General features: G+C 35.9%; 21 protein-coding genes. 14 read left to right on the top strand and 7 right to left on the bottom strand.

Annotated features, from left to right (window positions below):
- Positions 1-7 precede the first annotated feature (7 nt).
- Positions 8-514, top strand: a complete 507-nt coding sequence (locus tag ACFSO7_RS13540; protein ID WP_377877857.1) for a YehS family protein — start codon at positions 8-10, stop codon at positions 512-514.
- Positions 515-606: 92 nt separating this feature from the next.
- On the opposite strand, the gene ACFSO7_RS13535 is transcribed toward ACFSO7_RS13540, so the two are convergent.
- Positions 607-1,101, bottom strand: coding sequence for a hypothetical protein (locus tag ACFSO7_RS13535; RefSeq protein WP_377877856.1), 495 nt, complete (start codon positions 1,099-1,101; stop codon positions 607-609).
- Between the two features lie 361 nt (positions 1,102-1,462).
- Here ACFSO7_RS13535 and ACFSO7_RS13530 point away from each other — a divergent pair, with 361 nt between their 5' ends.
- Together ACFSO7_RS13530 and abc-f are read left to right on the top strand one after the other, a co-directional pair.
- Positions 1,463-2,170, top strand: coding sequence for a M48 family metallopeptidase (locus ACFSO7_RS13530; protein WP_377877855.1), 708 nt, complete (start codon positions 1,463-1,465; stop codon positions 2,168-2,170).
- 725 nt (positions 2,171-2,895) lie between these two features.
- Complete coding sequence (gene abc-f / locus ACFSO7_RS13525) at positions 2,896-4,824, top strand: ribosomal protection-like ABC-F family protein (RefSeq protein ID WP_377877854.1); 1,929 nt, start codon at positions 2,896-2,898, stop codon at positions 4,822-4,824.
- Between the two features lie 69 nt (positions 4,825-4,893).
- On the opposite strand, the gene ACFSO7_RS13520 is transcribed toward abc-f, so the two are convergent.
- The 4 genes from ACFSO7_RS13520 to ACFSO7_RS13505 form a co-directional block, all read right to left on the bottom strand.
- Entirely contained in the window at positions 4,894-5,313 is a 420-nt protein-coding gene (locus ACFSO7_RS13520) for a nucleoside 2-deoxyribosyltransferase (RefSeq protein WP_377877853.1), read from the bottom strand.
- Between the two features lie 360 nt (positions 5,314-5,673).
- Positions 5,674-6,390, bottom strand: coding sequence for a CPBP family intramembrane glutamic endopeptidase (locus ACFSO7_RS13515; protein ID WP_377877852.1), 717 nt, complete (start codon positions 6,388-6,390; stop codon positions 5,674-5,676).
- A 144-nt stretch (positions 6,391-6,534) separates the two neighbouring features.
- On the bottom strand, positions 6,535-7,068 hold the full coding sequence (locus ACFSO7_RS13510; protein WP_377877851.1) for an HXXEE domain-containing protein: 534 nt from the start codon (positions 7,066-7,068) through the stop codon (positions 6,535-6,537).
- 16 nt (positions 7,069-7,084) lie between these two features.
- Positions 7,085-7,891 (bottom strand): CPBP family intramembrane glutamic endopeptidase, encoded by an 807-nt coding sequence (locus tag ACFSO7_RS13505; protein WP_377877850.1) that lies wholly within the window; start codon positions 7,889-7,891, stop codon positions 7,085-7,087.
- A gap of 165 nt (positions 7,892-8,056) precedes the next feature.
- Here ACFSO7_RS13505 and ACFSO7_RS13500 point away from each other — a divergent pair, with 165 nt between their 5' ends.
- From ACFSO7_RS13500 to cyoE, 8 genes are all read left to right on the top strand, one after another.
- Positions 8,057-9,877 (top strand): response regulator, encoded by a 1,821-nt coding sequence (locus tag ACFSO7_RS13500; RefSeq protein WP_377877849.1) that lies wholly within the window; start codon positions 8,057-8,059, stop codon positions 9,875-9,877.
- Between the two features lie 456 nt (positions 9,878-10,333).
- Positions 10,334-12,337 carry a sensor domain-containing protein gene (locus ACFSO7_RS13495; RefSeq protein ID WP_377877848.1) on the top strand — a complete coding sequence of 668 codons (2,004 nt, stop codon included), beginning with the start codon at positions 10,334-10,336 and terminating at the stop codon, positions 12,335-12,337.
- Positions 12,338-12,745: 408 nt separating this feature from the next.
- Positions 12,746-12,892 (top strand): cytochrome c oxidase subunit 2A, encoded by a 147-nt coding sequence (locus tag ACFSO7_RS13490; protein ID WP_377877847.1) that lies wholly within the window; start codon positions 12,746-12,748, stop codon positions 12,890-12,892.
- 12 nt (positions 12,893-12,904) lie between these two features.
- Positions 12,905-13,366 carry a cytochrome c oxidase subunit II gene (locus tag ACFSO7_RS13485; protein ID WP_377877846.1) on the top strand — a complete coding sequence of 154 codons (462 nt, stop codon included), beginning with the start codon at positions 12,905-12,907 and terminating at the stop codon, positions 13,364-13,366.
- A gap of 14 nt (positions 13,367-13,380) precedes the next feature.
- Positions 13,381-15,078, top strand: a complete 1,698-nt coding sequence (locus ACFSO7_RS13480) for a cbb3-type cytochrome c oxidase subunit I (RefSeq protein WP_377877845.1) — start codon at positions 13,381-13,383, stop codon at positions 15,076-15,078.
- A gap of 227 nt (positions 15,079-15,305) precedes the next feature.
- Positions 15,306-15,938 (top strand): SCO family protein, encoded by a 633-nt coding sequence (locus tag ACFSO7_RS13475; RefSeq protein ID WP_377878012.1) that lies wholly within the window; start codon positions 15,306-15,308, stop codon positions 15,936-15,938.
- Positions 15,939-15,941: 3 nt separating this feature from the next.
- Positions 15,942-16,517, top strand: coding sequence for a hypothetical protein (locus tag ACFSO7_RS13470; protein ID WP_377877844.1), 576 nt, complete (start codon positions 15,942-15,944; stop codon positions 16,515-16,517).
- Between the two features lie 289 nt (positions 16,518-16,806).
- On the top strand, positions 16,807-17,748 hold the full coding sequence (gene cyoE, locus ACFSO7_RS13465) for a heme o synthase (protein WP_377877843.1): 942 nt from the start codon (positions 16,807-16,809) through the stop codon (positions 17,746-17,748).
- Between the two features lie 53 nt (positions 17,749-17,801).
- Here the strand turns inward: cyoE and ACFSO7_RS13460 are convergent, their stop codons facing one another.
- The gene (locus tag ACFSO7_RS13460; protein WP_377877842.1) at positions 17,802-18,404 is read right to left on the bottom strand and encodes a hypothetical protein; all 603 of its coding nucleotides are present in this window, start codon (positions 18,402-18,404) and stop codon (positions 17,802-17,804) included.
- Positions 18,405-18,558: 154 nt separating this feature from the next.
- Here ACFSO7_RS13460 and ACFSO7_RS13455 point away from each other — a divergent pair, with 154 nt between their 5' ends.
- Positions 18,559-20,133, top strand: a complete 1,575-nt coding sequence (locus tag ACFSO7_RS13455; protein ID WP_377877841.1) for an acetolactate synthase large subunit — start codon at positions 18,559-18,561, stop codon at positions 20,131-20,133.
- Positions 20,134-20,423: 290 nt separating this feature from the next.
- Here ACFSO7_RS13455 and ACFSO7_RS13450 read toward each other — a convergent pair whose 3' ends face one another.
- The gene (locus ACFSO7_RS13450; RefSeq protein WP_377877840.1) at positions 20,424-20,834 is read right to left on the bottom strand and encodes a hypothetical protein; all 411 of its coding nucleotides are present in this window, start codon (positions 20,832-20,834) and stop codon (positions 20,424-20,426) included.
- 175 nt (positions 20,835-21,009) lie between these two features.
- Between ACFSO7_RS13450 and ACFSO7_RS13445 the strand changes: the two genes are divergently transcribed.
- Together ACFSO7_RS13445 and ACFSO7_RS13440 are read left to right on the top strand one after the other, a co-directional pair.
- A complete protein-coding gene (locus ACFSO7_RS13445) occupies positions 21,010-22,146 on the top strand; it encodes a sensor histidine kinase (protein WP_377877839.1) in 1,137 nt (378 codons plus the stop codon).
- Positions 22,143-22,742: a response regulator transcription factor gene (locus ACFSO7_RS13440; RefSeq protein ID WP_377877838.1), complete on the top strand. Its 600-nt coding sequence runs from the start codon at positions 22,143-22,145 to the stop codon at positions 22,740-22,742. The genes ACFSO7_RS13445 and ACFSO7_RS13440 overlap by 4 nt, the downstream gene beginning before the upstream one ends.
- Positions 22,743-22,823 lie beyond the last annotated feature (81 nt).

The following is a 22,823-nucleotide window of genomic DNA, read 5'->3' as shown; positions in this document are numbered from 1 at the left end:
TTCATTCATGGAAAACAATGATATTTTAATTAGATTGAGATATGCACTCGATATAAAAAATACTGATATGGTAGAGATTTTTCAACTTGGTGGAGCTGAAGTAACAAAAGCGGAAGTAATAAAGATGCTTACAAAATCGAATGACATGAACGATCATGAAGATGAAAATGACGAGAATATAAAATGTAATCATATAATGTTTGATTCGTTTTTAAATGGCTTGATTGTTTTTAAAAGGGGAAAACAAGATCCAAAACCTGGCCAGCCAGACATGCAGGAAACTTCTGTAAAGAAAAGTGCAAACGTTAATAATCTCCTACTAAAGAAAGTGAAAATAGCGCTAGCTTTAACTACCGAGGATATGCTGGATATATTCGAAAAAGCAGGTATTAATGTAACTAAAGGTGAACTCGGCGCTTTATTGAGAAAAGAAGGCCATAAAAATTTTAAAGAATGTGGAGATAAATATGCTAGGAATTTCTTAAAAGGACTAGCTATAAAATATAGGGGATAGGTTTGGAAAATTCATAACTTAAGGAAAACAAATAAGAGCCATTCCAAGGGAAGGAGGCTCTTTGTTTGTTTTACAAAAATTACCTTCCAAATTCATGAACACAGTACAATGATTTTATGTGGTGTTGTTTGGGCGGGTATGCTTTTGGTTGTAGCTCCATAGAGAACGATTAGATTTCGGTTGGCGAGATTACTTGTGAAGGCTTGCCCATTTTCTAATAGAATCTGGGTATACGGTGATACATTTAATTTTAATTGACCGTCACTACTCACTAGCTGACTGTTAAAAAAGTCTACTTTGACATTTTGAAAAGGTGTATCTTTTGCCATAATCAGTGCTCGGTATTGCGGCGGGTATATGAGCGGGACGGGAGCATTTGCATCATAATATCCTGTTACCCTGTCACCTATTCTTATCATTACATGATCGACAAAATAAGTGGTGGGTGCCACAACGAAATTTACAAAAGTTCCGGTTCCGTTATCTACAGATATAAATTTATAACAACCGACTCCTTCGTCATTTTGACTTATCATAAAATCACTAATCATCGTTACTGTACCTTGGAAAGCAATATATTTTATCATTGCGATACCTCCTTTAAGCTCATGCCTATATAGATTATGCTATTAGATGGATTCATGTTATTTTTTTATAGAATGGTGTTTATTTTTGCAAAAGCTCGATCAATAGATAATTGAAACAGAATTTACTATATTAGGGAACACCTATACTATTGAAAGGACTTACCTCTTTTAATGAATATCAAAGAACAAACACAAACAAAAAGTCTTTAAGTTATGGATTTTCCTTATTTTAGGCTCTTTGACTGCTTTTGGTCTGTTATAACTGGATAAGTATTTACCTTCTTTCCCACTAGGGACTAGCCTACATGTCAAACTTATTTTGTTAAGTAAAAAAGATATTAAGGATTTTACAGGTGATGAAATGATACATACCTTTTTAGGTGAGACAATACGTTTTGAAGTAAAGTACAAAAAGCGAACATCCATGGGCATTTATATCGATCATTATGGAAATGTGGAAGTTCAGGCTCCGAAAGGGACACCTGATGAACATGTGCTTCAATTATTAGAAGAAAAGTGGGATTGGATTCAGGAAAAGTTAAATGAAATGAAGGATCGAATGCTTGGGATAAAAGAGAAGCTATATAATCAAGGGGAAAGCTTCCTTTATTTAGGAAACTCCTATCCGATACAGATTACACAAGATATAACTATCAATCAGGACCATGTTGTTTTTGACGGAATGAAGTTATATATCTATGTGAAGCAGCTTGAGGATGAAAAAATAAAACAAGCATTAAAAAGGTTTTATTACCAGCAATGTAAAGCGTTAGTAGAAAAGAGTATCCATTCTTTTCAAAGCAACTTTAAAACAAAGCCGCGTTCGATCCGAATTACTGATAGTAAAAGTAATTGGGGAACCTGTGATTCAAAACAACAGCTGACTTTTAATTGGAAGCTGGCTATGGCTCCCATTCAGGTAATTGACTATGTAGTCGTACATGAAATGTGCCACATGGTCCATCTGAATCATGATCGATCCTTTTGGCGTCTGGTTGGAAAAATAATGCCTGATTATAAGGAAAAAGAAAACTGGTTAGCATTATCAAGTTGGAAAATGACTGTTTAGGCAATTTTTCCAATTTAATTATTTACAATATAATGAAAAAATGAGATAATAGAGAAAATTTCGGAGGGGGAAAGTAAGTTTATGGAACCAACTAATTGCTAATATTAATTTAATTTAAAATTAATATGGATTTTGTAATGAGTGTCAATTTGCCTAAGTATTTTAGGTTTATTTGTTATGCTCTTTATGGAATGATGGCAATTTAGAAGGTAACTTACTTTACTTAAATCGAGATGATAATTTAAAGGGTTCGCCAGTCAATTTATACTGGGGAATGTATCTAGGTAGAAATATGTGCTTTTTTTCGCGCGCATTTTAGCTTAGGAATAAATTATTTTCACTGACTATTTTAGACTGTAAGAAGTAACCATCTTCTTATGGTCTTTTTATTTTATGATGCTCTGTTAAATAATTTTCTGGTCAGACAATCCGTTATATGAAGGAGAATGGATCTTTTTCAAAATTAAGCGGACACCAGTTCCGTTATCTAATAAAAATTAAGCAGATATAGCTTCTTTTTTCGTAAATAGCGAGACCACAGTTCGAATAAACCAAAAAAAACGGCAGTGTTAAATAATATAACGGAACGAGTATCCTTTTTACTAAATGACATGCCGAACATGTTACTTTAGCGGAGTTCACTTTTAAAATACAAGTATTGAAGTTCTTCTTTACCCTGTCCATAAAATGCATAACGTACAATATGGATGAAAGAAGGAAATAGTATGTTTGAATTAAAGTTAAATGGTATTAAAAAATTTATGGAAGCCACGCTTGTTCTTAAAAATATCACCTTTGAAGTGTATCAAGGTGAGAAGGTTGGAATCGTGGGTGCAAATGGAAGTGGAAAGAGCACGATTCTTAAATTAATTGCAGGAATCGAACCGATGAATTACTATCCGGGATACCCGCAAACATCGAGCTATGGATATGATGAAGGTTTAATAAATATGTCGAGAGGTGCGACTAGTGCTTACCTTGAGCAAACGCCATCGTATCCGGAAGGCTTAAAGGTAATCGATGTATTAAACTTGGCTTTTGAGGAAATTGACAATATAGAGACGCAAATGCGTGAATTAGAAGAGCAAATGAAGATTTTAGAAGATATAGACTTGGAAAAAGCGTTAAAAAAGTACAGTGATTTAGTTCAACTATATGAAGTAAAGGATGGATATGAGAAAGGTGAAAAATTAAGTAAGGTTTGCACGGGGCTGAAATTTGGTGAAAGCTTTTTAAATAAGGGTTTTGATTTATTAAGCGGTGGGGAAAAAACAAGAGTTGGGCTTGGGAAGCTCTTGATTCATAATCCAGACATCTTATTATTAGATGAGCCGACTAATCATTTGGATATGGATTCCATTGAATGGCTCGAAGGTTACCTCAAGACTTATAAGGGAATGGTCTTGATCGTATCCCATGATCGATATTTTCTAGACAATGTCGTTTCGAAAATTGTCGAAGTCGAGGATATGGAATCAATTAGCTACAAGGGCAATTATTCTTCTTATATTAGTCAAAAAGAAGAAAACTTACGGATTCAGTATGAGCATTTCAGAGAGCAACAAAAAAAGATGAATAATATGGAAAAGACTGTTATGACGTTAAGAGATTGGGCGATGAGAGGCGGTAATGACAAGTTCTTTCGAAGAGCGGCCAGTATCCAAAAAAAGCTCGATAAAATGGATCGAATCGATAAACCTGTTTTTGAGAAAAAGAATATGAAACTAGATTTGAGAGTGTCAGAGCGATCTGGAAAAGAAACGATCAAAGCAATCGGACTCTCAAAAACGTATGAAGATAAGGCTATTTTTAAAGATGCCAATCTAATGATTCATTTTGGTGAAAGAGTTGGTATCGTCGGGCCAAATGGCAGCGGGAAAACCACTTTCTTAAAAATGCTGTTAGGTGAAGAGCAGCCAGATGGTGGTGAGGTAGCGTTAGGTGCTAATGTGATGGCAGCCTATTTGCCACAGAATATTACTTTTAAAAATGATGAACTCACAGTGCTCGAAACGTTTAGGGAGGATATTTCGATACTGGAAGGAAAGGCACGAGAATATTTATCCAAATTCATGTTTTATAAAAAAAGCCCATTCAAAAAAGTAAAATTCTTGTCAGGTGGCGAGAGAATCAGGCTAAAGCTAGCGATGCTGTTATATCAAGATATCAATTTATTAATACTTGATGAGCCGACCAATCATCTTGATATTGATTCCATTGAGACTCTTGAGGAAGCTCTGGAAGACTTTAAAGGTACAATCTTCTTTATCTCACACGATAGATATTTTATCAATAAAATGAGTGAAAGAGTAATTGCCGTTGAGAATTATGCCTTTAAAAGTTATCTAGGAAATTACGATTATTATAAAAATGAAATAGAGAAGTCAAAACTGCAGGATATAAAAGAGACTGAAATAAAAGTCGACAAAGTGAAGAAACAAAAAAATAAACCTGAAGGTAAAAAGGATGAAGCTTTAGAAACTAAGACTTTAGCTAAAATTGAAAGCCTTGAAAATGAAATAAAAGAGCTCGATTTAGTGATGGCTGCTGACGGTATGGATTATGAGGAGCTTAGTAAGCTGTATAGTAGGAAACAAGACTTAAATAACGAGCTCAATTCAGTTATGGATTTGTGGTTAAGTTTTAATAATTAGTACGGAATTTGTCATCACGCGATTATTTCAAGAAAAAGGACCTGTGAGAGCAGGTCCTTTTGCAATATATTAAAGCATTGCACCAGAATAAAATGAACTTTGTAATTTATCAAAGTCATAATCTTTTAATTGATCGATTGTTAAGTTAGCATGTGCACCCTCGTGAACCATTAAATTAGAATCTTTACCTACATGAACTAAGATCACAGGCTTATCAGTAGCATAGGCATAACCTAATTCCCAGGCAGTCCCACTATCTGAATAATTTCCATGATAAACACCGACAACGATTTCTGACCATTTAATGAATTTAATATCATCCGTAAACGTTTCTATTGACCAGTGACGTGAGCCTACTTCTAAATGGTCCATTTGTTTTTTTCTAGGTGAGAAAACATTTAGACCTTTATCCTCTAGAATCTTTTCAACCTGTTCAACCATTTCAATTTCCTTTTCATTAAAGAATGGTGATGCAAGGTAAACTCTCATTTAATTACCTCCTAAGTTTAAAACTATACTGATATAGAAATATCTTAACACGAATGCCAATGTAACCCAAAAAATAAACGTAATTACAAAAAGTATCATAGCTTTCCATGCTTCCGACAGCAGAATACCGAAGGGAAAAAAATAATTCGGAAATGATCATGAATTGAAGGAATGGGCTGTGAATATGGAAGATACAAGGGGGAGGATTTCATTGAATGGGAATCAATGAGTGTAAACAAAAAAAGATCCATATACGAAATGAAAGAATACAAAACTTTATAATAAATGTAATTGAAAGCACCACAAAAAGACAAATGTCTTTTTGTGGTATCTGACACCATGGTTTTTCGAACAATTAGTTCATAAATTTACTTCATTTTTTAATTTCTTATACGCAACTTGATCCCAAGGGTACCAAAGGACATGAAATAGGATATGCACAATGATGGCTGCAATAAGACCATATTTCCAGAATAAATATCCACAAAACACTGATACCCAAAGGTTACCGATTATTGCGGTTGTCACAAGCATCACAGAAGGTTTACACCCTGCTGCTAGATTACCTGGGAGATGTGCCAACCCGAAAATCATACCAGTGACCGTAATCGCAATCCAGAAAACCGTCGTTTCGGATGAAATCAGCAAGGAAAATAGCCACATAACTAAACTAAGTAATCCCCAGCGAAAAATAACTTCCTCCGTGATACCTCCCGAAGTAACTCTCGTCCAAAGCCCTAATTGATGGCGAAGGTTCTCCGTGATAAACAACGATTCCCTATCCAAACGGTGACGAATAAAACCATAGTAGCTAATCATCCAAGTTAACGAGCAGACTATGCCAGCGAGAGCTCCAATCTTTAACTGAAGATAAAAGTCCGACAAATGCAGCTCTCCTTGGGTAATTCCTTGTAAGAAACGATCAGTTAGACCGACTTTAGGGCCGAAATAAATACCTAAGGCCGCACACAAAGCGACGATGATAAGCGTCTGTATGGTGATAATAAATGTTAATTTTCCTTTGGATAATTTATTGTCTGGCTTACCCAAAAGCTCCTTACTTGTATACTTCGTCATCAGCCAGATGCCTGGAATGCAAAAACATACAATAATCATCCATAAAGTCCAATTGAACATTTGTTTCTACCTACTTTCTTGAATATGATGTAAATTGGCTGATAAAACTAGTTTAATATAAATTTATTAAAAATGAATATCTGTTTACGGAACTAGCTTATCCCCCAATTTATGGCCAATCCATAGAATAGGTATTAGCAAAAGTCCAAAAGGTGCACTAAGCAAAATGTCAGCCATTTCGATGAGATCTTCATCAAGTAACCTATAGAATAGATAGATACTATAAGGAAGTGTGATAACGACGGCAGTTACCACTCCAGGGACTAGCATCCTTAAGAAAAGAGCTTGCCCAACGTGCATGAACACATGTAGAAGCAGAATGACATTAAATCCTAAAAACAGTAAGTAACTCCCTTTTTCCACCGCCCAAAAGGTAACTGGAATAAATACGATAAACTCAGTACAAACAGCAATTGAGAATCGTGACGATGTCATGCTCGAGAAGGTGTAAAAATTTTTGTGAAACCTTTTTGGAATCTTATTATAAATTTGATTGGAATTCTTTCGAAACCAAGGTTCAATTCGAATGATCTCTTCGAAATCATGAAGCATAAAAGCAACGAGAAACATCCAAATAAGTGAAGGAATACTTACTGATGTATCTAGGAATTGAATCATATGATGTTCTCTCCTCTTAAAGTAACTTTTTTCCCTTACTTTTCTTGATGATCCATATGAAGATAATTAAATAAAAGATTATCAGCACAGCACCCGCATCCCCAGTAATATAGGTAACAACTGGATGAGGATTTTGTGTGAATAATTCCCCGTAGTTCCACACAACATTATGTGCCGAGTGAGCAATGATTGCTGGCCAGATGCTACCTGATGCATATCTTACATATGTAATAAATGCGCCTGCCAATGTAACGGTTGTCATAAACATCGGAATAAAGGTCAATAAATTAACATCTGTATGATAAATATCGGTGAAAAGGATAATAGGTAAATGAAATAATCCCCAGATGAATCCATTCAGCAATAATGCTTTTTCAAGTCCGATCGATCTTAGCTTAGCTGCCAGATATCCTCTCCAACCGATCTCTTCCCCTAGTGTCACCGTCAATGAGCTTGCAATGAGGGTGATGAAAAATCCGACAAACAAAAAAACTCCACGTCCTTCATATTCTTTTTCAAGTTCGAAGGTACCAATTCCTGCTAACCAAACAATTATATAGCCAATTAAAATTGGAATCATGGGAATCACGAGCGCTCCTAAAAAAGTTTTCAGTTGAAAACGGTGAAACCCTAGCTGCTTCCATCCTGCTTTAGTAAACATTTCTCCAGATAACAACATAGTAATTAGAACAGCGACAAAAGGAACAAACATAAATAACGAAGTGCTTTGCTCAATTGGCAACACGACAATCATAAATACAATGGCAAGAACTAGAACTAAGTATACTGAAACTTTTTGCATGTTTGATAGATGCTTTAACAAAATGAATCTCTCCTTATTTGTATGTTTATCAATGGTCCTATCATAGGCCATATAGATGTCATAGCAACAGTAACAATGATGTCATAATGTTTATGAAGCCATATGCAAATTGCCAATTTTTAAGTAATATAATATGTGATATATACCCTTGGAGAGTGAAATCGTATGGGAATTTTTCATGAGCGGACGACTCGTTGGAAGTGGTATGACTGGACGATGTTAGTCTTACGCACACTTGTTTTTATATCTGTGTTATACAATGCATCGGTCGTTCAAGATCAATTTTCGCTACCATTTTGGTTAATTGATGTCGTTGTTGGACTGTCATACATTATCCCTTTCCTATTGTTGCAGAGAAATCGGATTTTTTATTTTTGGGGAGAAATTTTCTTTTTAGCTTTATTGACCCCTATGTTTGCTCAAATTGATGCAAGTACAGCAGGGAATTATGTGTCTTATTGCCTGATGTTAGGCTTTTATCAGGAACGGAATTCACGACGATGGAGAACTTCTATCATAGTAACCATCATAGTATTAGGTCCAATTTTAGTCCTATTTGAAAGTCCGATTACTTATATTTCCATTTTGATCTCAGCTTTTGTATTCTACGGGCTGGGCTTTATGTTGAACGCACTACTTCATGCAAAGGAAGAAGTACAGAAGAAAAACGAATTAATTGAACAGCAAAACAAAATGCTTACGCAATATTCGAAGCAAGTTGAGCAAAATACAATTCTTCAAGAACGAAATAGGATTTCGACTGAGCTGCAGTATTCAGTAAGTCATACATTTGCTGCTCTCATCTTAGAAATGGAGACCCTTCGTAATCAGTTGTTAGGAGCGAAGACAGATCCATTATTTCAGCAGCTTATTGATCGAACACGGTTAGGATTGCATCAAGTACGAGAGGCTATCAAGCATCTTGAGCCCCTTGACATAGATCTATCAATCGTAGAAATAATTAAACGCGTGATTGATGATGTTCAAAAAGAGACAGCCTGCACTTTTGCATTTTCTGTTAAGGGTGAAGAGCCACCTCTCCCTAAGCAAGCTATTTATACATTTACTCGCTGCCTACAGGAACTTTTGAACTGTTCGATTCAGGTTGGAAACGCTCAAACGCTTGGTGTTACACTACATTTTTTTGATGACTATTTAGAAATATGGGTTGAAGATGATGGACTGGGTTCAGAGCAGGAACGGTTAGAGGCCGGTTTAACCACTGTCCATGAACAGATGACCTTGATTAAGGGTGAATTTTCAGTTACATCGTTTCTTAACAAAGGAATTACTGCTGTATGTAAAGCCCCTATTGTAAAAGAGAACAACGAAGGATCCATTAAAGTACTTGTAATGGATTCCAATCTTCATGTACGAGAAAGCTTAGTTACATTGCTCACCCTTCAAAGTGATATTGAGGTAGTTGGACAGACGGATCATAAGGACGAAGCGAATCGTATTTGCGAGGAAAAGCGGCCGAACATTATCCTTCTTGACGTAAAGTTTAAAGATACGGACATCATTGCTTTTACACAACGATTAAAAAGAACATACCCGTTGACTCGAATAATGATTACTACAAGCAAGGACGATATTGATGAGGCAGTGGAGTTAATTCATGCTGGAGCGGAAGGTTATATTAGCAAAAATACACCAATTCGAGAGCTCATTACGAAAATTCAGCTCGTTCATATGGGAGAAACGATTATTTCTCAGACTGTTGCAAAGCAACTTATTCTTAAAACAAAATCGGTCGATTCAGAAAAAGACCAGCTTGAGAAATGGAAGAAACTGTACAGTCTGACCGACCGCGAAACAGAAGTGCTTAAGCTACTAGCTGACGGTTTAAAGTATAAAGAAATCAGTGAACAGCTATTCCTTGCTGAAGGCACTGTTCGTAATTATATATCTAGTATATATTCCAAATTGGAAGTAAAGGATCGTGATGAAGCGATGGAAAAAGCGTTTCAGGCCGCTACTTTTTAACTTTTAAAAAAACAAACAATCCAAAACTCCCTTTCAAAAATTTAGCAACTTTCCAGTCTTACGATGATAGAAATGACCGTTAATTTAAACTAGTCATTTCTATTTTTTTGCAAAAATAGTATTCTGCGTTTAAAAATTTCGAATTTTACATCTTTAGGTTTATTAATCATTTGCTATTTACAATTCTGGTATTCTTTTCTAAAATCAATTATGGTTATGGAAAGTAGTATAAAAGAACTAGCTGTATCACATATAATTATTCATGCAGCATCCAAGCTAGATCAAGGGTTGTACAATATCATCTGAAGAAATCACCTCAATGCTCCATACTGTTAATCTCCAATCATGCCATCAGGACTAACGGAATTCCTGAAGTGTTCCATTTTTATTTCATACAGTGTAAAACCAATAAAGAAACGACATGAAATTCGTAATATTTATTAGAAGGGGAAGCGAATGCAAGATCATAGGTATACAGATGCTTTGAAAAATTTAGATTCTGTCATTTGGAAATATGAAAATACAGGAAAGGTAAGTTTTCTATCAGGACAATCCTCGCTCCTTGATTTTTTTTATGATGATGAAATAAAGGATGGAGAGATTTCGCTACTCAAGATTGTTCACCCTAGTGATAAAAGGCTTCTACTTAGAATTTATCGGAAATTACAAGAGAAAAAGGATTTTATAGAAGTGTTTCGACTAAAAAATAAGTGGAATGTATACAAATGGGTTAAAGTAAAGGGTTGTCCATTCTCCTCTATAGATCAAGATTATGTGATAGGAGAAGTATACGATTTCACCGAACAGAAAAAGGCGGAACAATTGTTATTAACCGTTCAATGCCAAATGATGGAACTAATCGAAAATGTCCCGAATCCAATTGCAATACACAAGGAAGAGAAAATAGCCTATATGAATCCTGCTGGATTAAATATGCTTAAGGTGAATAAACTCGATGAAGTTATCGGTAAAAAAATGGTTGATTTTATGGGTTCAAAGAAGGAGAGTGACAATCATTCCACTTTAGTGGCTATGGACGGAAAAGAAAGAGATGTCGTATCAAATAGATTTAACATTCTTTACAACAATGAGCCTCACATTATGAGTTTTGGTAGTGATATTACTGAACAACAAAATGTGAAAAAAAGATTAGATAATTTAGAATACTATGATGAACTGACTAATTTACCAAATTACAAATGGTTTAATGAAAGACTTTCCTCCTTGTTAACAAACTCCAAACGTCCATTTGCGATTTTTTTCATAGGATTAAATGAATTTAAAGTGATTAATACAACCTTCGGCTTTTTAATAGGTGATGAAATATTAAAGAGTATCGCCAATCGTTTAAATGGTAAATTAAATGAGAATAACGATGTGTTTCGGATCGAAGGAGATACGTTTTCTCTCATTGTTAATTTCCAGTCGAAGAATCAATGCAGTAGATTAGCCGAAAAGATAGTGAAACTTATATCGGAACCGCTATTAATTCAAGGGCAGGAGTTTTACCTCTCACCAAGAATAGGAATTTCTTTATACCCAGAGGATGGAACTGAGTTGGAAGCATTGAAAAAAAATTCACATGCAGCCCTTTATCTTGCAAAAGAAAAGGATCATAATCGTATTCAATTTTACAATTCAGATATGAAAGAAATGTATGCAAGAAGAATCGAGCTTGAAAAAGGACTAAGAAAGGCAATTAAAAACAAAGAACTTTATCTTCTATACCAACCAAAATGTTGTATTACCAATGGAGAAGTGGTTGGTGCGGAAGCGTTGTTACGATGGAAGCATCCTGAGCTTGGTATTATATCCCCACTAGAATTTGTTCCAATAGCAGAAGAGTCAGGGTTAATCGATTCAATTGGAGAGTGGGTAATCGCCGAAGCATGTAGGCAATTGAATGCTTGGAAGGATAATGGAATCGATATATTAATGTCTGTGAATCTATCTGTTAAACAGCTCCACCAACCCAACCTAGTCGAAATCGTTCGCACTACATTAGCCCAAACAAAACTTAGACCGGAAAATTTAGAATTGGAAATTACAGAAAGTATCATGCAGCAGTCTGATCATGCTATTCAACTGCTCTATGATCTAAGAGATTTGGGTATAAAAATTTCAATCGATGACTTTGGAACGGGATACTCCTCCCTTAGTTATTTAAAAGATTTACCTATTGATACTTTAAAGGTGGACAGGACCTTTATTCGGGATTTAGAACTAGCTGAAAATGAAAAAGCAAAGGCCATTGTAAAAAGCATAGTTGAAATGGGGCACAATTTACAACTGACAGTAATAGCCGAAGGTGTAGAAACAATAAGTCAGATAGACTTTTTACATGAAATTAAGTGCAATCAAGTTCAAGGCTATTACATTAGTCAGCCATTGGCTCAATTAGATTTTGCTAATTGGTTTTTCCAAACACAAGGAAGCCACTATTTTTCGGCTAATGTGTAGAGAGATTATTTAGTATAAATAGTAAATAGGAAAAAGGCAGCGGATGTCACCTTCTTTTGGTAGAAGAGTAATATTGCTGCCTATTTGCATGAAAAATGTGTATGAAATCATTCAAACAAATATTTGAATATTTTTTGGCAAATTAGTAAATTCTGCATGAACTGACTATATTGATATTCAAATATTGATTTGAATGAGGTGGGAAGTAGGAGTGAAAGTTTATCTCAAATGATACATGTGAATCTAGTGTTCAAGAACAAGCAGCGATAAAACCTTTGAAGAGGTTGTTCGCTGCTTTTTTATTTGGAGTGTTAGTAAAATCACAGTTGCATGTGATTCAGTTCACTACGCTGATAATGATTCGCATTTAAAATATGAGTATGAACAATATAAGGAGGTTGATTTTCAGTGGCAACTACAAAAGTTAACCGTGAAGAAAAGTTAGATAAAGACCACGATTCGAAAGTAGGGACGTGGATTTCTGTAGGAATAGTTGGAGGAGTCATTCTTATTACGTATTTTGTACTATTCGGTCTATTTATGGCTAGAGTATAGGGGGGAAAGAAAATGCATAAAGATGAAAAAATATGGCTTGCTTTAAGTTTCGGTATGATCATGATCTTTATGATTATTACAGGTTACCAAGGATTTGCCTTAGGAATGGAACCACCAAGTCATAAAGAAACGATTGATCCACAAAAAGTAGATCAAACAGCCCCATTCGATCAACCAGGTGTTAAAAAGATTGGTGAAAATGAATATGAAGTCGTTATGACGCTTCAGATTTTTAGCTTTAACCCAGGGAATATTGAAGTACCGGCAGGATCGACTGTACATTTCACCTTAACATCAAAGGATGTTGTACATGGATTCCAAGTGGCTAACACGAATATCAACGCAATGGTTATGCCAGGACATATTCAAAAAATCACACAAAAATTTGATAAGCCTGGTAAGTATCTTGTGTTATGTAATGAATATTGCGGTGCCGGCCACCAAGTAATGAGTACAACGATAACAGTTAAATAAAGGAGGGAAGAACCGTGGAATCAGTCTTACAAACAGGAAAAACGAAATCTGTCTTTAAAGAAAAAACAAATAAGGTTCTAGGTGCAAACCTGCAAGATGCAATTATAACGAAATCATATTTATCTGTCACTTTTATCGCATTACTTCTTGGTGGTCTATTAGGATTAGTTCAAGGTTTGAACCGTGCTGGTCTGCTAGAGTTGCCATCATGGCTTAATTATTATCAAGTATTAAGCGCACATGGAATTTTGTTACTTTTAGTCTTTTGCGCCACTTTTACTATTGGATACTTCTATGCAGGTGTTTCCCATACATTAGGCGGTCTATTGCCGGTCGTTAGAAAAATGGCTTGGATTGGCTTTGCATTAGAAGTTCTTGGTGTTGCAATGGTTGCTACCATGATTATACTAGGTGAAGCTTCTGTTATGTTTACCTTCTATCCACCATTGGCAGCACATCCAGTTTTCTATTATGGATTAGTTCTGATCGTACTAGGTATTTGGACGAATTCAATCAGTATCTTTATTCAAGTAGCAAATTGGAGAAAAGCCCATAAAGGCCAACACCTACCAATTTTAGCTTACTTTGCTACAGGCGTTCATGTTCTTTTAGTAGGATCTACATTATTTGTTGCAGCAGAAGTACTATTCATGATCATTCCATGGGTTCATGGTTGGGTTGATGGAATTAATGTAATGCTTGCACGTACATTATTTTGGGCATTTGGACACACAGCCGTTAATATTTGGTATTTAACAGCTGTATCTGTATGGTACGTCATCGTGCCGAAAATAATCGGTGGTAATCGCTGGAGTGACCTACTAACTCGTATGGTTATCGTTCCATTAGTAATCATGAATATTACTGGTGGATTCCACCATCAAATCGTAGACCCTGCGATTTCACCAGAAATCAAATTTATGCACGTATTTATGAGTTTAGCAATCGGTTTCCCATCATTGATGACAGCTTACGCGATGTTTAGAGTATTTGAAAAAACAGGCAGAGCAAAAGGTGGAAAAGGTGCTTTTGGTTGGTTTAAGAAATTACCATGGGGTGATGTTCGCTTCTTAGCTCCATTTATCGGTATGGCAGCGTTTGCTCCAGCTGGTGCAGGTGGTATTGTTCAAAGCACAAACCAATTAGACCAAGTTGTTCATAACACTCTCTGGGTTGTTGGCCATTTTCACTTAACATTAGGTATAACAGTTGCCGTAACATTCTTTGGAGTTTCTTATTGGTTAGTTCCTTATGTTTCAGGACGTGTACTAACACCTCAAATAAATAAACTAGGTATTATCCAAACGATTCTTTGGACAATTGGTATGGTATTAATGTCAGGCGCTCAACACACAGTTGGATTGTTTGGTGCACCACGCAGAACTTCCTATACAACATATGGTGACTTTGCAACAACATTAGGCTGGGATCCATATATGATGATGTTAGCTATTGGTGGAACCGTGTTAACGGTTGCTGTTCTGATTCAGGTGTTTGCCGTATTTAATATGATGTTCTTTGCACCAAAAGGAGTAACAGAGTTCCCAGTTGCAGAAGAAGAAGAGAATGCACCGAAAACTCCATATTGGACAGAAAGATGGGGACTATGGGTTGTACTTATGATCATCGTTGTCGCAATGGCCTATGTAATTCCAGTAGTAGATATGATTGTAAATGCACCTCCAGGTTCACCACCTTTTAAGACTTGGTAAAACGAAAAGCGGAAGCGGCTTGATCAGCCCCGACAAGCAAAAGACGAGCCGGCTTGAAGGTTGTTCTTTAACCTTCATGACGGATTGGGTTTTGACCTCGAGGGGCTAGCCGCTGGAGCTGGACAGTTAGAAAAGAAAAAATGATCTTTTAAAAAAGAGATAGCTCGGTGTCTAGGGCTATCTCTTTATACACTTATTTGGAAATTTTAACTTGGGAAGTGGTCGATATGATTAAAAATCGGCAAACTGTCATTTCATATTTATTCGTTTTCTTTTTTGGAATTGTTTTATTTTATATTGGAACAGATGGTTTTACAGCCTATACAGCTGAAACGGCGAGAGTCAATCGACTCATTGATGATAAGCCTAGCTTTCCTCAAGTAACGTTGGAGGATAGCAAGGAACGGGAATATTTTATTTCTGAGTTCAAAGATAAATATGTGTTGATCACATTTATGTATACTTCGTGTGGAACGGTATGCCCTCAATTGGAAAAAAACATGGGTCAAGTGTACGATTTGTTACCCAGTGAAAATATAGGAAAAGAGATTGTATTTCTAAGTATTAGCTTCGACCCAACCAGAGATGATCCAGCAAGACTTGATCAATATAAAGAAATCTTTAATAGTGATGGGGAAACCTGGCGAATGGCAAGAATTCCGAACCAAACCGAATTAGATTCTTTATTAAAAAGGTTCGGAGTAACAGTTATTCCAGATGGAAATGGAAATTTTGCGCATAATTCGGCTTTTTATTTAGTCGATAAAAAAGGTAACCTAGTTAATGTGATGGATTATACGAAGCCTGATGAAGCAGCTAAAACGATTATCAATATCCTTAATGAAGGAAAGGGGGAATAAACGATGAACCAATCTTTCTATGGGTTATTGTTATTTATCTTTTTAATTATTCCTCCTGTAGCAAAGTTTATGGAATCGGTCATGATCATGCATATGCATATGCAAATGCCTATGTTCGTTATTGCCGGATTATTAATGGCACGTTTTTTCCAAGTACGATTTAAAGGATTTTTTGAAAAATGGAATAGTGATGGAGTCCCCGGAATGATCCTCTTTTCAATTGTTATGGTGTATTGGATGCTTCCGCGGACAATGGATGAGGCGTTAACGGTACAAGGTGTAGAAATGTTTAAATTTATAAGTCTACCTTTTTTAGCGGGAATTCCGTTACGGGATAGTTGGAAAAAGCTTGGGGCAAGAGGGAAAAATATCATCATTATTTTTTTTACTATCCTATTTTTAGGATTAGGATGGTTGTACATTCAATCCCAAGACCAATTATGTAATAACTATTTGGTGATTGACCAAATTATTCTAGGCTGGGGATTTTTAACAACAGCTATAGGGATGGTTATCTATTTAGGTTATACCTTTTTCATTGACCCTTCTGAATATGAAATGGTAGAAGAGGATGCCTAAAATAATAAATATAAATGAAAAGGCACTCGATTTGGAGTGTCTTTTTTCAGTAAAAAGTATAACATTTCCGGACTACGAAAATTGTCCAGCGCAAGCGTCTCAGCCCCGACGTAACTCTAGCCAATCGACCAGTCTACTTTATCGGGGCTTACAAGTGCGCTTCCGCTTTTCTATCAACTAATTAAATTTCCATCATATTCTTTTCTAAATATATGTAATTGAAATGACAATCTGTCCAAAATACAGTATCATTGCAAATGTATGATTTCTTCTTAGAGGAGGATATTAAATGAGCAAATATGAGATACCTTCTCAACAGAAGGTTGGGGGAACGGCTTTATCGAATGGTCGAAGTTTTTTTAGTTTGCTTTCTGATCTAAAGTCATTATTTAAAGGAATTGTTTTAATTGCAAATGTCTTACCAGTATTTACTGGTTTTTGGTTAGCGCTCTATTTTACCGATGCATCATTAGCTGATCACTTGGATTTATTTTGGTTAACATTAATCGGAAGTACTTTAGTTATGGCTGGAGCACTTATTCTTAATAATTGGTACGATGTCGACATTGATACAATCATGGAAAGAACGAAAAACCGTCCAACTGTAACAGGCAATATTTCTCTTAAAGTGGTTTTAGCATTAGGAATTGCCCTAACTATTATTGGCTTTATTCTATTATTATTTACGACCTTTGAATCAGTTATTTACGCATTCGTTGGTTGGTTTACGTATGTTATTTTGTATACGATGTGGTCTAAACGAAGATATACACTTAATACAGTTATTGGAAGTATTTCAGGTGCAGTTACACCATTAATAGGCTGGACAGCCATTGCACCAGGTTTTCATGTCGTTCCGATTATGTTGTTTCTGATCCTGTTTATTTGGCAAATGCCACATACTTTTGCAATTGCCATAAGAAAATATGAAGAATACAAAGCAGCAAAAGTAGCGATGCTTCCAGTTGTCCACGGTTTCGAAATGACAAAGCGGCAAATGGCTATTTATACTGTGGGCTTACTGCCACTACCATTTTATTTAGGGTCACTTGGTACAGCCTTTATTGTCATTGCGACCGCACTAAATATTGGCTGGTTAGTTGTGTGTATTAGTGGTTTTTTCACAAAAGATGATCTAAAATGGGCGCGCGTGAATTTCATTTATTCAGTGAATTATATAACGATCATATTCCTAATGGCTGTTATTGTCACACTTCCAATATTTTCTTAATACTTTTTTAATGAATAATAAAGAAGCAGGGGCCAGTGAAGGTCCCTGCTTCTTTATGTCCATAAACTTTTATGAAATTTTTTAATATTCTTGAAGGCGAAGCCAACCCATAGCCAACTATAAAAAATGGAACATAAAAAAATGGATCCGATCATTAATAGATCAAAATCATGAGAAACACTTGGTCCTAAAACGGGAAATTGCATGCCGAATAATAATATGGTGATTCCAGATGTTAATGAGATAGCGCCACTCAAAATAATACTTAACCTTTTTTCGAAATAGTGAAAGGCAAATCCGATTCCTAATCCTAGTAACCCCGTTGTAAAAGGAAAAATGATCAATTCACTTGGTTCCAGAACTAGTAGTAATAATATGGTTAGTAGGTAGGAAGATAATCCGAATGACTTAGAAAAAATGGAACAAATCAGAATAGGTGCAGTTGCTAAAGGGCTAATAAAGTATCCTACAACCGGCAGAAGACCACCCGCCATTTGGAATACTGCGGCCAAACAACTAAATATGGAACCGATAATCATTCGCTTTGTTTTAGAAATTTTACTAAAAGACTGTACAATGGATCGGGTTTCATGAGTAATAGTAGAAAACAAATACACGATTTCCACCCCATAAAAATGAATTTCTAACTTAATCATACTTGACTAGCCAGTGAATTATACAAACTTTTTTTAGTCTTCTTTATTGGGGCTAATAAAGGCGCTTCCGCTTTTCTTAACATGAAAAAGAAAATATTGGATAAAACTAATTTCAAACAGTTTTATTGACCTATTTTTGGAAGGGAAGAGGACGATGAAGGTTACAGATTTAATGGTTCAATGTTTAGAAAATGAAGGGGTCGAGTATATATTTGGAATCATGGGCTCAGAAACAGTCGACCTAATTGATTCTTTGTCAAAATCACAAAACATTCAGTATATCACTGTTCGGCATGAGCAGAGTGCTGCTTTCATGGCAGATGTCTACGGTCGATTATCAAATAAGGTTGGAGTATGTTTAGCCACATTAGGACCTGGAGCTATCAACTTATTAACAGGAATTGCAAGTGCAAATTTAGACTATTCACCGGTTGTAGCAATTACAGGACAGGCAGGTTTTGAAAGGCAACATAAAGAATCTCATCAATATTTGGATTTAGTTAAAATTTTTGAACCTTCAACAAAGTGGAGTGTCCAAATAAAAAATTCCGAAACGACGGCTGAGATCATTAGAAAGGCATTTCGATTAGCAAAAATGGAAAAGCCAGGAGCTGTATTAATAGAATTACCAGAGAATTTAGCAGCGCAAATGATTTCAACTATTCCGTTACCAGTTATACCTATTCCTTCAACTAGTCCAGTGGAACAGTCAATAAAAGATGCCTATTCACTCATTCAACAATCTAAGAAACCACTTATTATTATTGGAAATGGAGTGATTAGGCAAAACGCTATAGGGGAAGTACAAGCCTTTATTGAAAAACTTCAGTCACCCGCTATTCATAGTTTTACGGCTAAAGGTATACTCTCTAAAAATCACCCACTCAATTACTTTACGTTTGGGTTTAAAGAGAAGGATGAAGCTACTCGTGTGATAGATGAATCAGACTTACTGATTGTTATAGGATTTGATTTAGTTGAAAGACTACCAAAGGATTGGAATAAAAAGAAACTCCCTATATTACATATTGATGCACTACCAGCAGAAATGGATGAATATTATCCTGTGCAATTAGAATTGGTGGGAGAAGTAAAACAATTTTTACATAAGCTTGAGCCCTCACCTAAACCATGGGTTCCAAGTGGGAATCTGAAAGAACAGATCAAACAATCTTATCAAATCGATACGAATGAAGTGAACCCTTTACTATCAATAGAAAATGTAATAAGCGTAATAGAAAAACTGTCGTCCGATAAATCGATTGTCATCTCGGATGTAGGTGCTCATAAAGTATCCATTGCTCGCACTTATCAACCAAAGAAGGCGAACGGTCTGATTATTTCAAATGGTTTAGCATCAATGGGAATCGCGATACCTGGTGCGATAGGGGCTAAACTAGCATGCCCAGATGAACATGTTATTTGTATTACTGGCGATGGCGGAGCCTTGATGAATTTTGCTGAAATCGAGACGGCAAAACGCCTAGGCACTTCATTGATTATCATTATTTTAAACGATGGAAAATTGAAATTGGAAGAACAAATGATGTTAAAAAAATTTAATAGTACTTTCGGGACACCATTCGGAAACCCTGACTATGTTCAATTAGCGAAGAGCTTTGGAATAAAAGGAGTAAGACCTAAAGATTTAGCTGATTTCGAACAAATGTTGACGACAGCCTTAAGCAATCCATCAGAATTAACATTAATTGATGTGTTAGTGAATTGAAGGAAATTTTTGGACTGCGAAAATTGTCCAGCTCCAGCGCCTAGCCCCGACGTACAGGACGTACTACGTACTAGTGTCGACAAAGCGACAGGAGGTCGCGTTATTGTCGATCTCGAGGTCAAATGTTCGAAACCCAAAAAGTCAAAGAACGACTTTCTGGGTTTCGAAGCATTTGCTTGGCAAACCAAAGAACGTTTTGCTAAGTGCGACTAGGTCTCTGGCTTCGCTACACTCGCCAATCAACCAGTCTTCTTTATCGGAGCTTACAAGTGCGCTTACGCTTTTCTAATTTAGGCAACCTTTATCGCTTTTCCGAAAGGCACTTTTGGAAGGAATTCATCCGGAACTAACCAAAATAATTCGTAATCCACGCTTGTTATTTCTTCATAAATATAACCTGTAACATCGGTAATGTAGAATAATGTATCGATATTTTCATTTTTTGCCCATTCTAATACTAACGTATAGGACGATTTTCCGTGCGAATAATATTTGATGGTATCCGCTTTTACGGGAGTGATACTTCGGATTTTGAAATCTGCTTGGACAAGGATGGTTTCAGGTTTCACGGTTTCAAACAATTTCACAATATTGTTTATTAAAATAGAGCGTACTTCGACACTTGAGGTGTCAACAGCAAGTGCTATTTTTTTATCTTGACGGTCCTGGATCATGGATAATATCCTCTTTTGCCATTTCAAACAAACCAACTCCCTTTGAAGTAATAGCAGCAGTTTTTAGTTTGGATTTTTCGTAAAAAAATATGTGCTCGTACTCCTTTGAATACAAATTTCTCCCTCATACCATAGACGAAGTGGTAAGATATGGAGAGAAGTAAGGTATATATTTGAAAAAAATTAAAAAGAGGTATCTTGTATGTTTAAAAGGTATTTGACATTCCAGAAGATTAACGGGATATCTCCTTATATCTGGACGATTCTTGCGATATTACCGTTTTATTTTATTTTTCAATCTTCTTCAACGATTCAAATTGTTGTGGGGGTTTCGCTTACTGTCTTATTCTTTATTATTTATCGCATTGCGTTTTTATCTAAAGGTTGGACTATTTATCTTTGGACCTTCATATTGATTGGAATATCAGTAACGGCAACAAATCTTTTCAGTTATGTTTATTTTGCCTTCTTCTTAGCGTATTTGATTGGCAATGTAAAAAATCGTGTTGCTTTTTTCACCTTGTATTTTGTGCATTTAATTAGTACATCTGTTTCAATCAACCTTAGCATCGTTCTGAAGGAAGGTTTATTCATTAAGCAATTGCCAATTGTCTTTATCATTTGGATTAGTGTAATCCTTCTCCCTTTCAATATTCGAAATAAAAAAGAAATGGGTCAGTTGGAAGAAAAACTTGAAGATGCAAATAAGAAGATTTCTGAGCTAATTAAAATAGAAGAACGTCAGCGAATTGCCCGTGATCTCCATGATACATTGGGGCAAAAGCTTTCTCTAATCGGTTTAAAGAGTGATCTGGCAAGACGATTAATTCAAAAAAATCCTGAACAGGCACGTAATGAACTGAGGGATGTTCAGCAGACCGCAAGAACTGCCTTAAATGAAGTGAGGAAGATGGTTTCTTCGATGCGTGGAATTCGCTTGAAGGATGAAATGGTACGAATTAAACAAATATTGGATGCTGCTCAAATTACCTTTCTTGGGGACGAGGATTTTGCATTGAAGAATGTTTCATTGCTTACTGAAAATATTTTAAGTATGTGCTTGAAAGAGGCTGTAACCAATGTAGTTAAACATAGTGGAGCTACTATTTGTTCAGTTTATATTGAACAATCATGGAAGGAAATTATGATTACTATACAAGATAATGGAACTTTTAAGATTTCTGAGGATACGGAAGTGAAAGGTCACGGACTAATCGGTATGAGAGAACGTTTAGAATTTGTAAACGGTAGTCTTGATTTATTGACAAAAGAAGGCACAACCTTAATCATGAAGGTACCAAATGATGTTAAGCAGGCAGATAGGGAGGAAATGAAATGATTACAATCGTTATTGCTGAAGACCAGCAAATGCTGTTAGGAGCTTTTGGTTCATTGCTTAATTTAGAGGATGATATGGAAGTAGTGGGCAAGGCTTCTAACGGGGAAGAAGCAATAGCTCTTGTAAAGAAACTCCAACCAGATGTTTGCATAATGGATATTGAAATGCCAGGTAAAAGCGGGCTCGAAGCAGCGGAAGAACTTAAAGGTCTAAACTGTAAGGTGATTATCTTAACGACTTTCGCAAGAACCGGTTATTTTCAACGTGCATTAAAAGCGGGAGTATGCGGATATTTACTGAAGGATAGTCCGAGTGAAGAGTTGGCAAGCTCGATTCGAAGCGTCATGGATGGAAAACGAATATATGCACCAGAACTAATTGAAGATGTTTATGGTGAGGAAAATCCGCTTACGGACCGTGAAAAGGAAGTATTAGAACTTGTAGCTAATGGAAAGAACACCAATGAAATAGCTAATGAACTTAGTATAAAGACGGGAACCGTAAGGAATTATATATCTACCATCTTGGACAAACTTGAAGTAAAAAATCGAATCGAAGCCATAACCCAGTCGAAAGAAAAGGGCTGGTTTAAATAATATTAGTGTCAAATACACCAAAAAAACTGTTGTTTTTGGGCGTATTTGACACTTTTTATTTTTTTAGGAGGAACCTGTAGT

The sequence above is a fragment of the Bacillus sp. CGMCC 1.16607 genome (genome assembly GCF_042683745.1).
In the GTDB taxonomy this organism is placed as follows: Bacteria; Bacillota; Bacilli; order Bacillales; family Cytobacillaceae; genus Pseudoneobacillus.
Note: the sequence above shows the minus strand (reverse complement) of the source record. Positions and strands in the feature narration are given on the sequence as shown.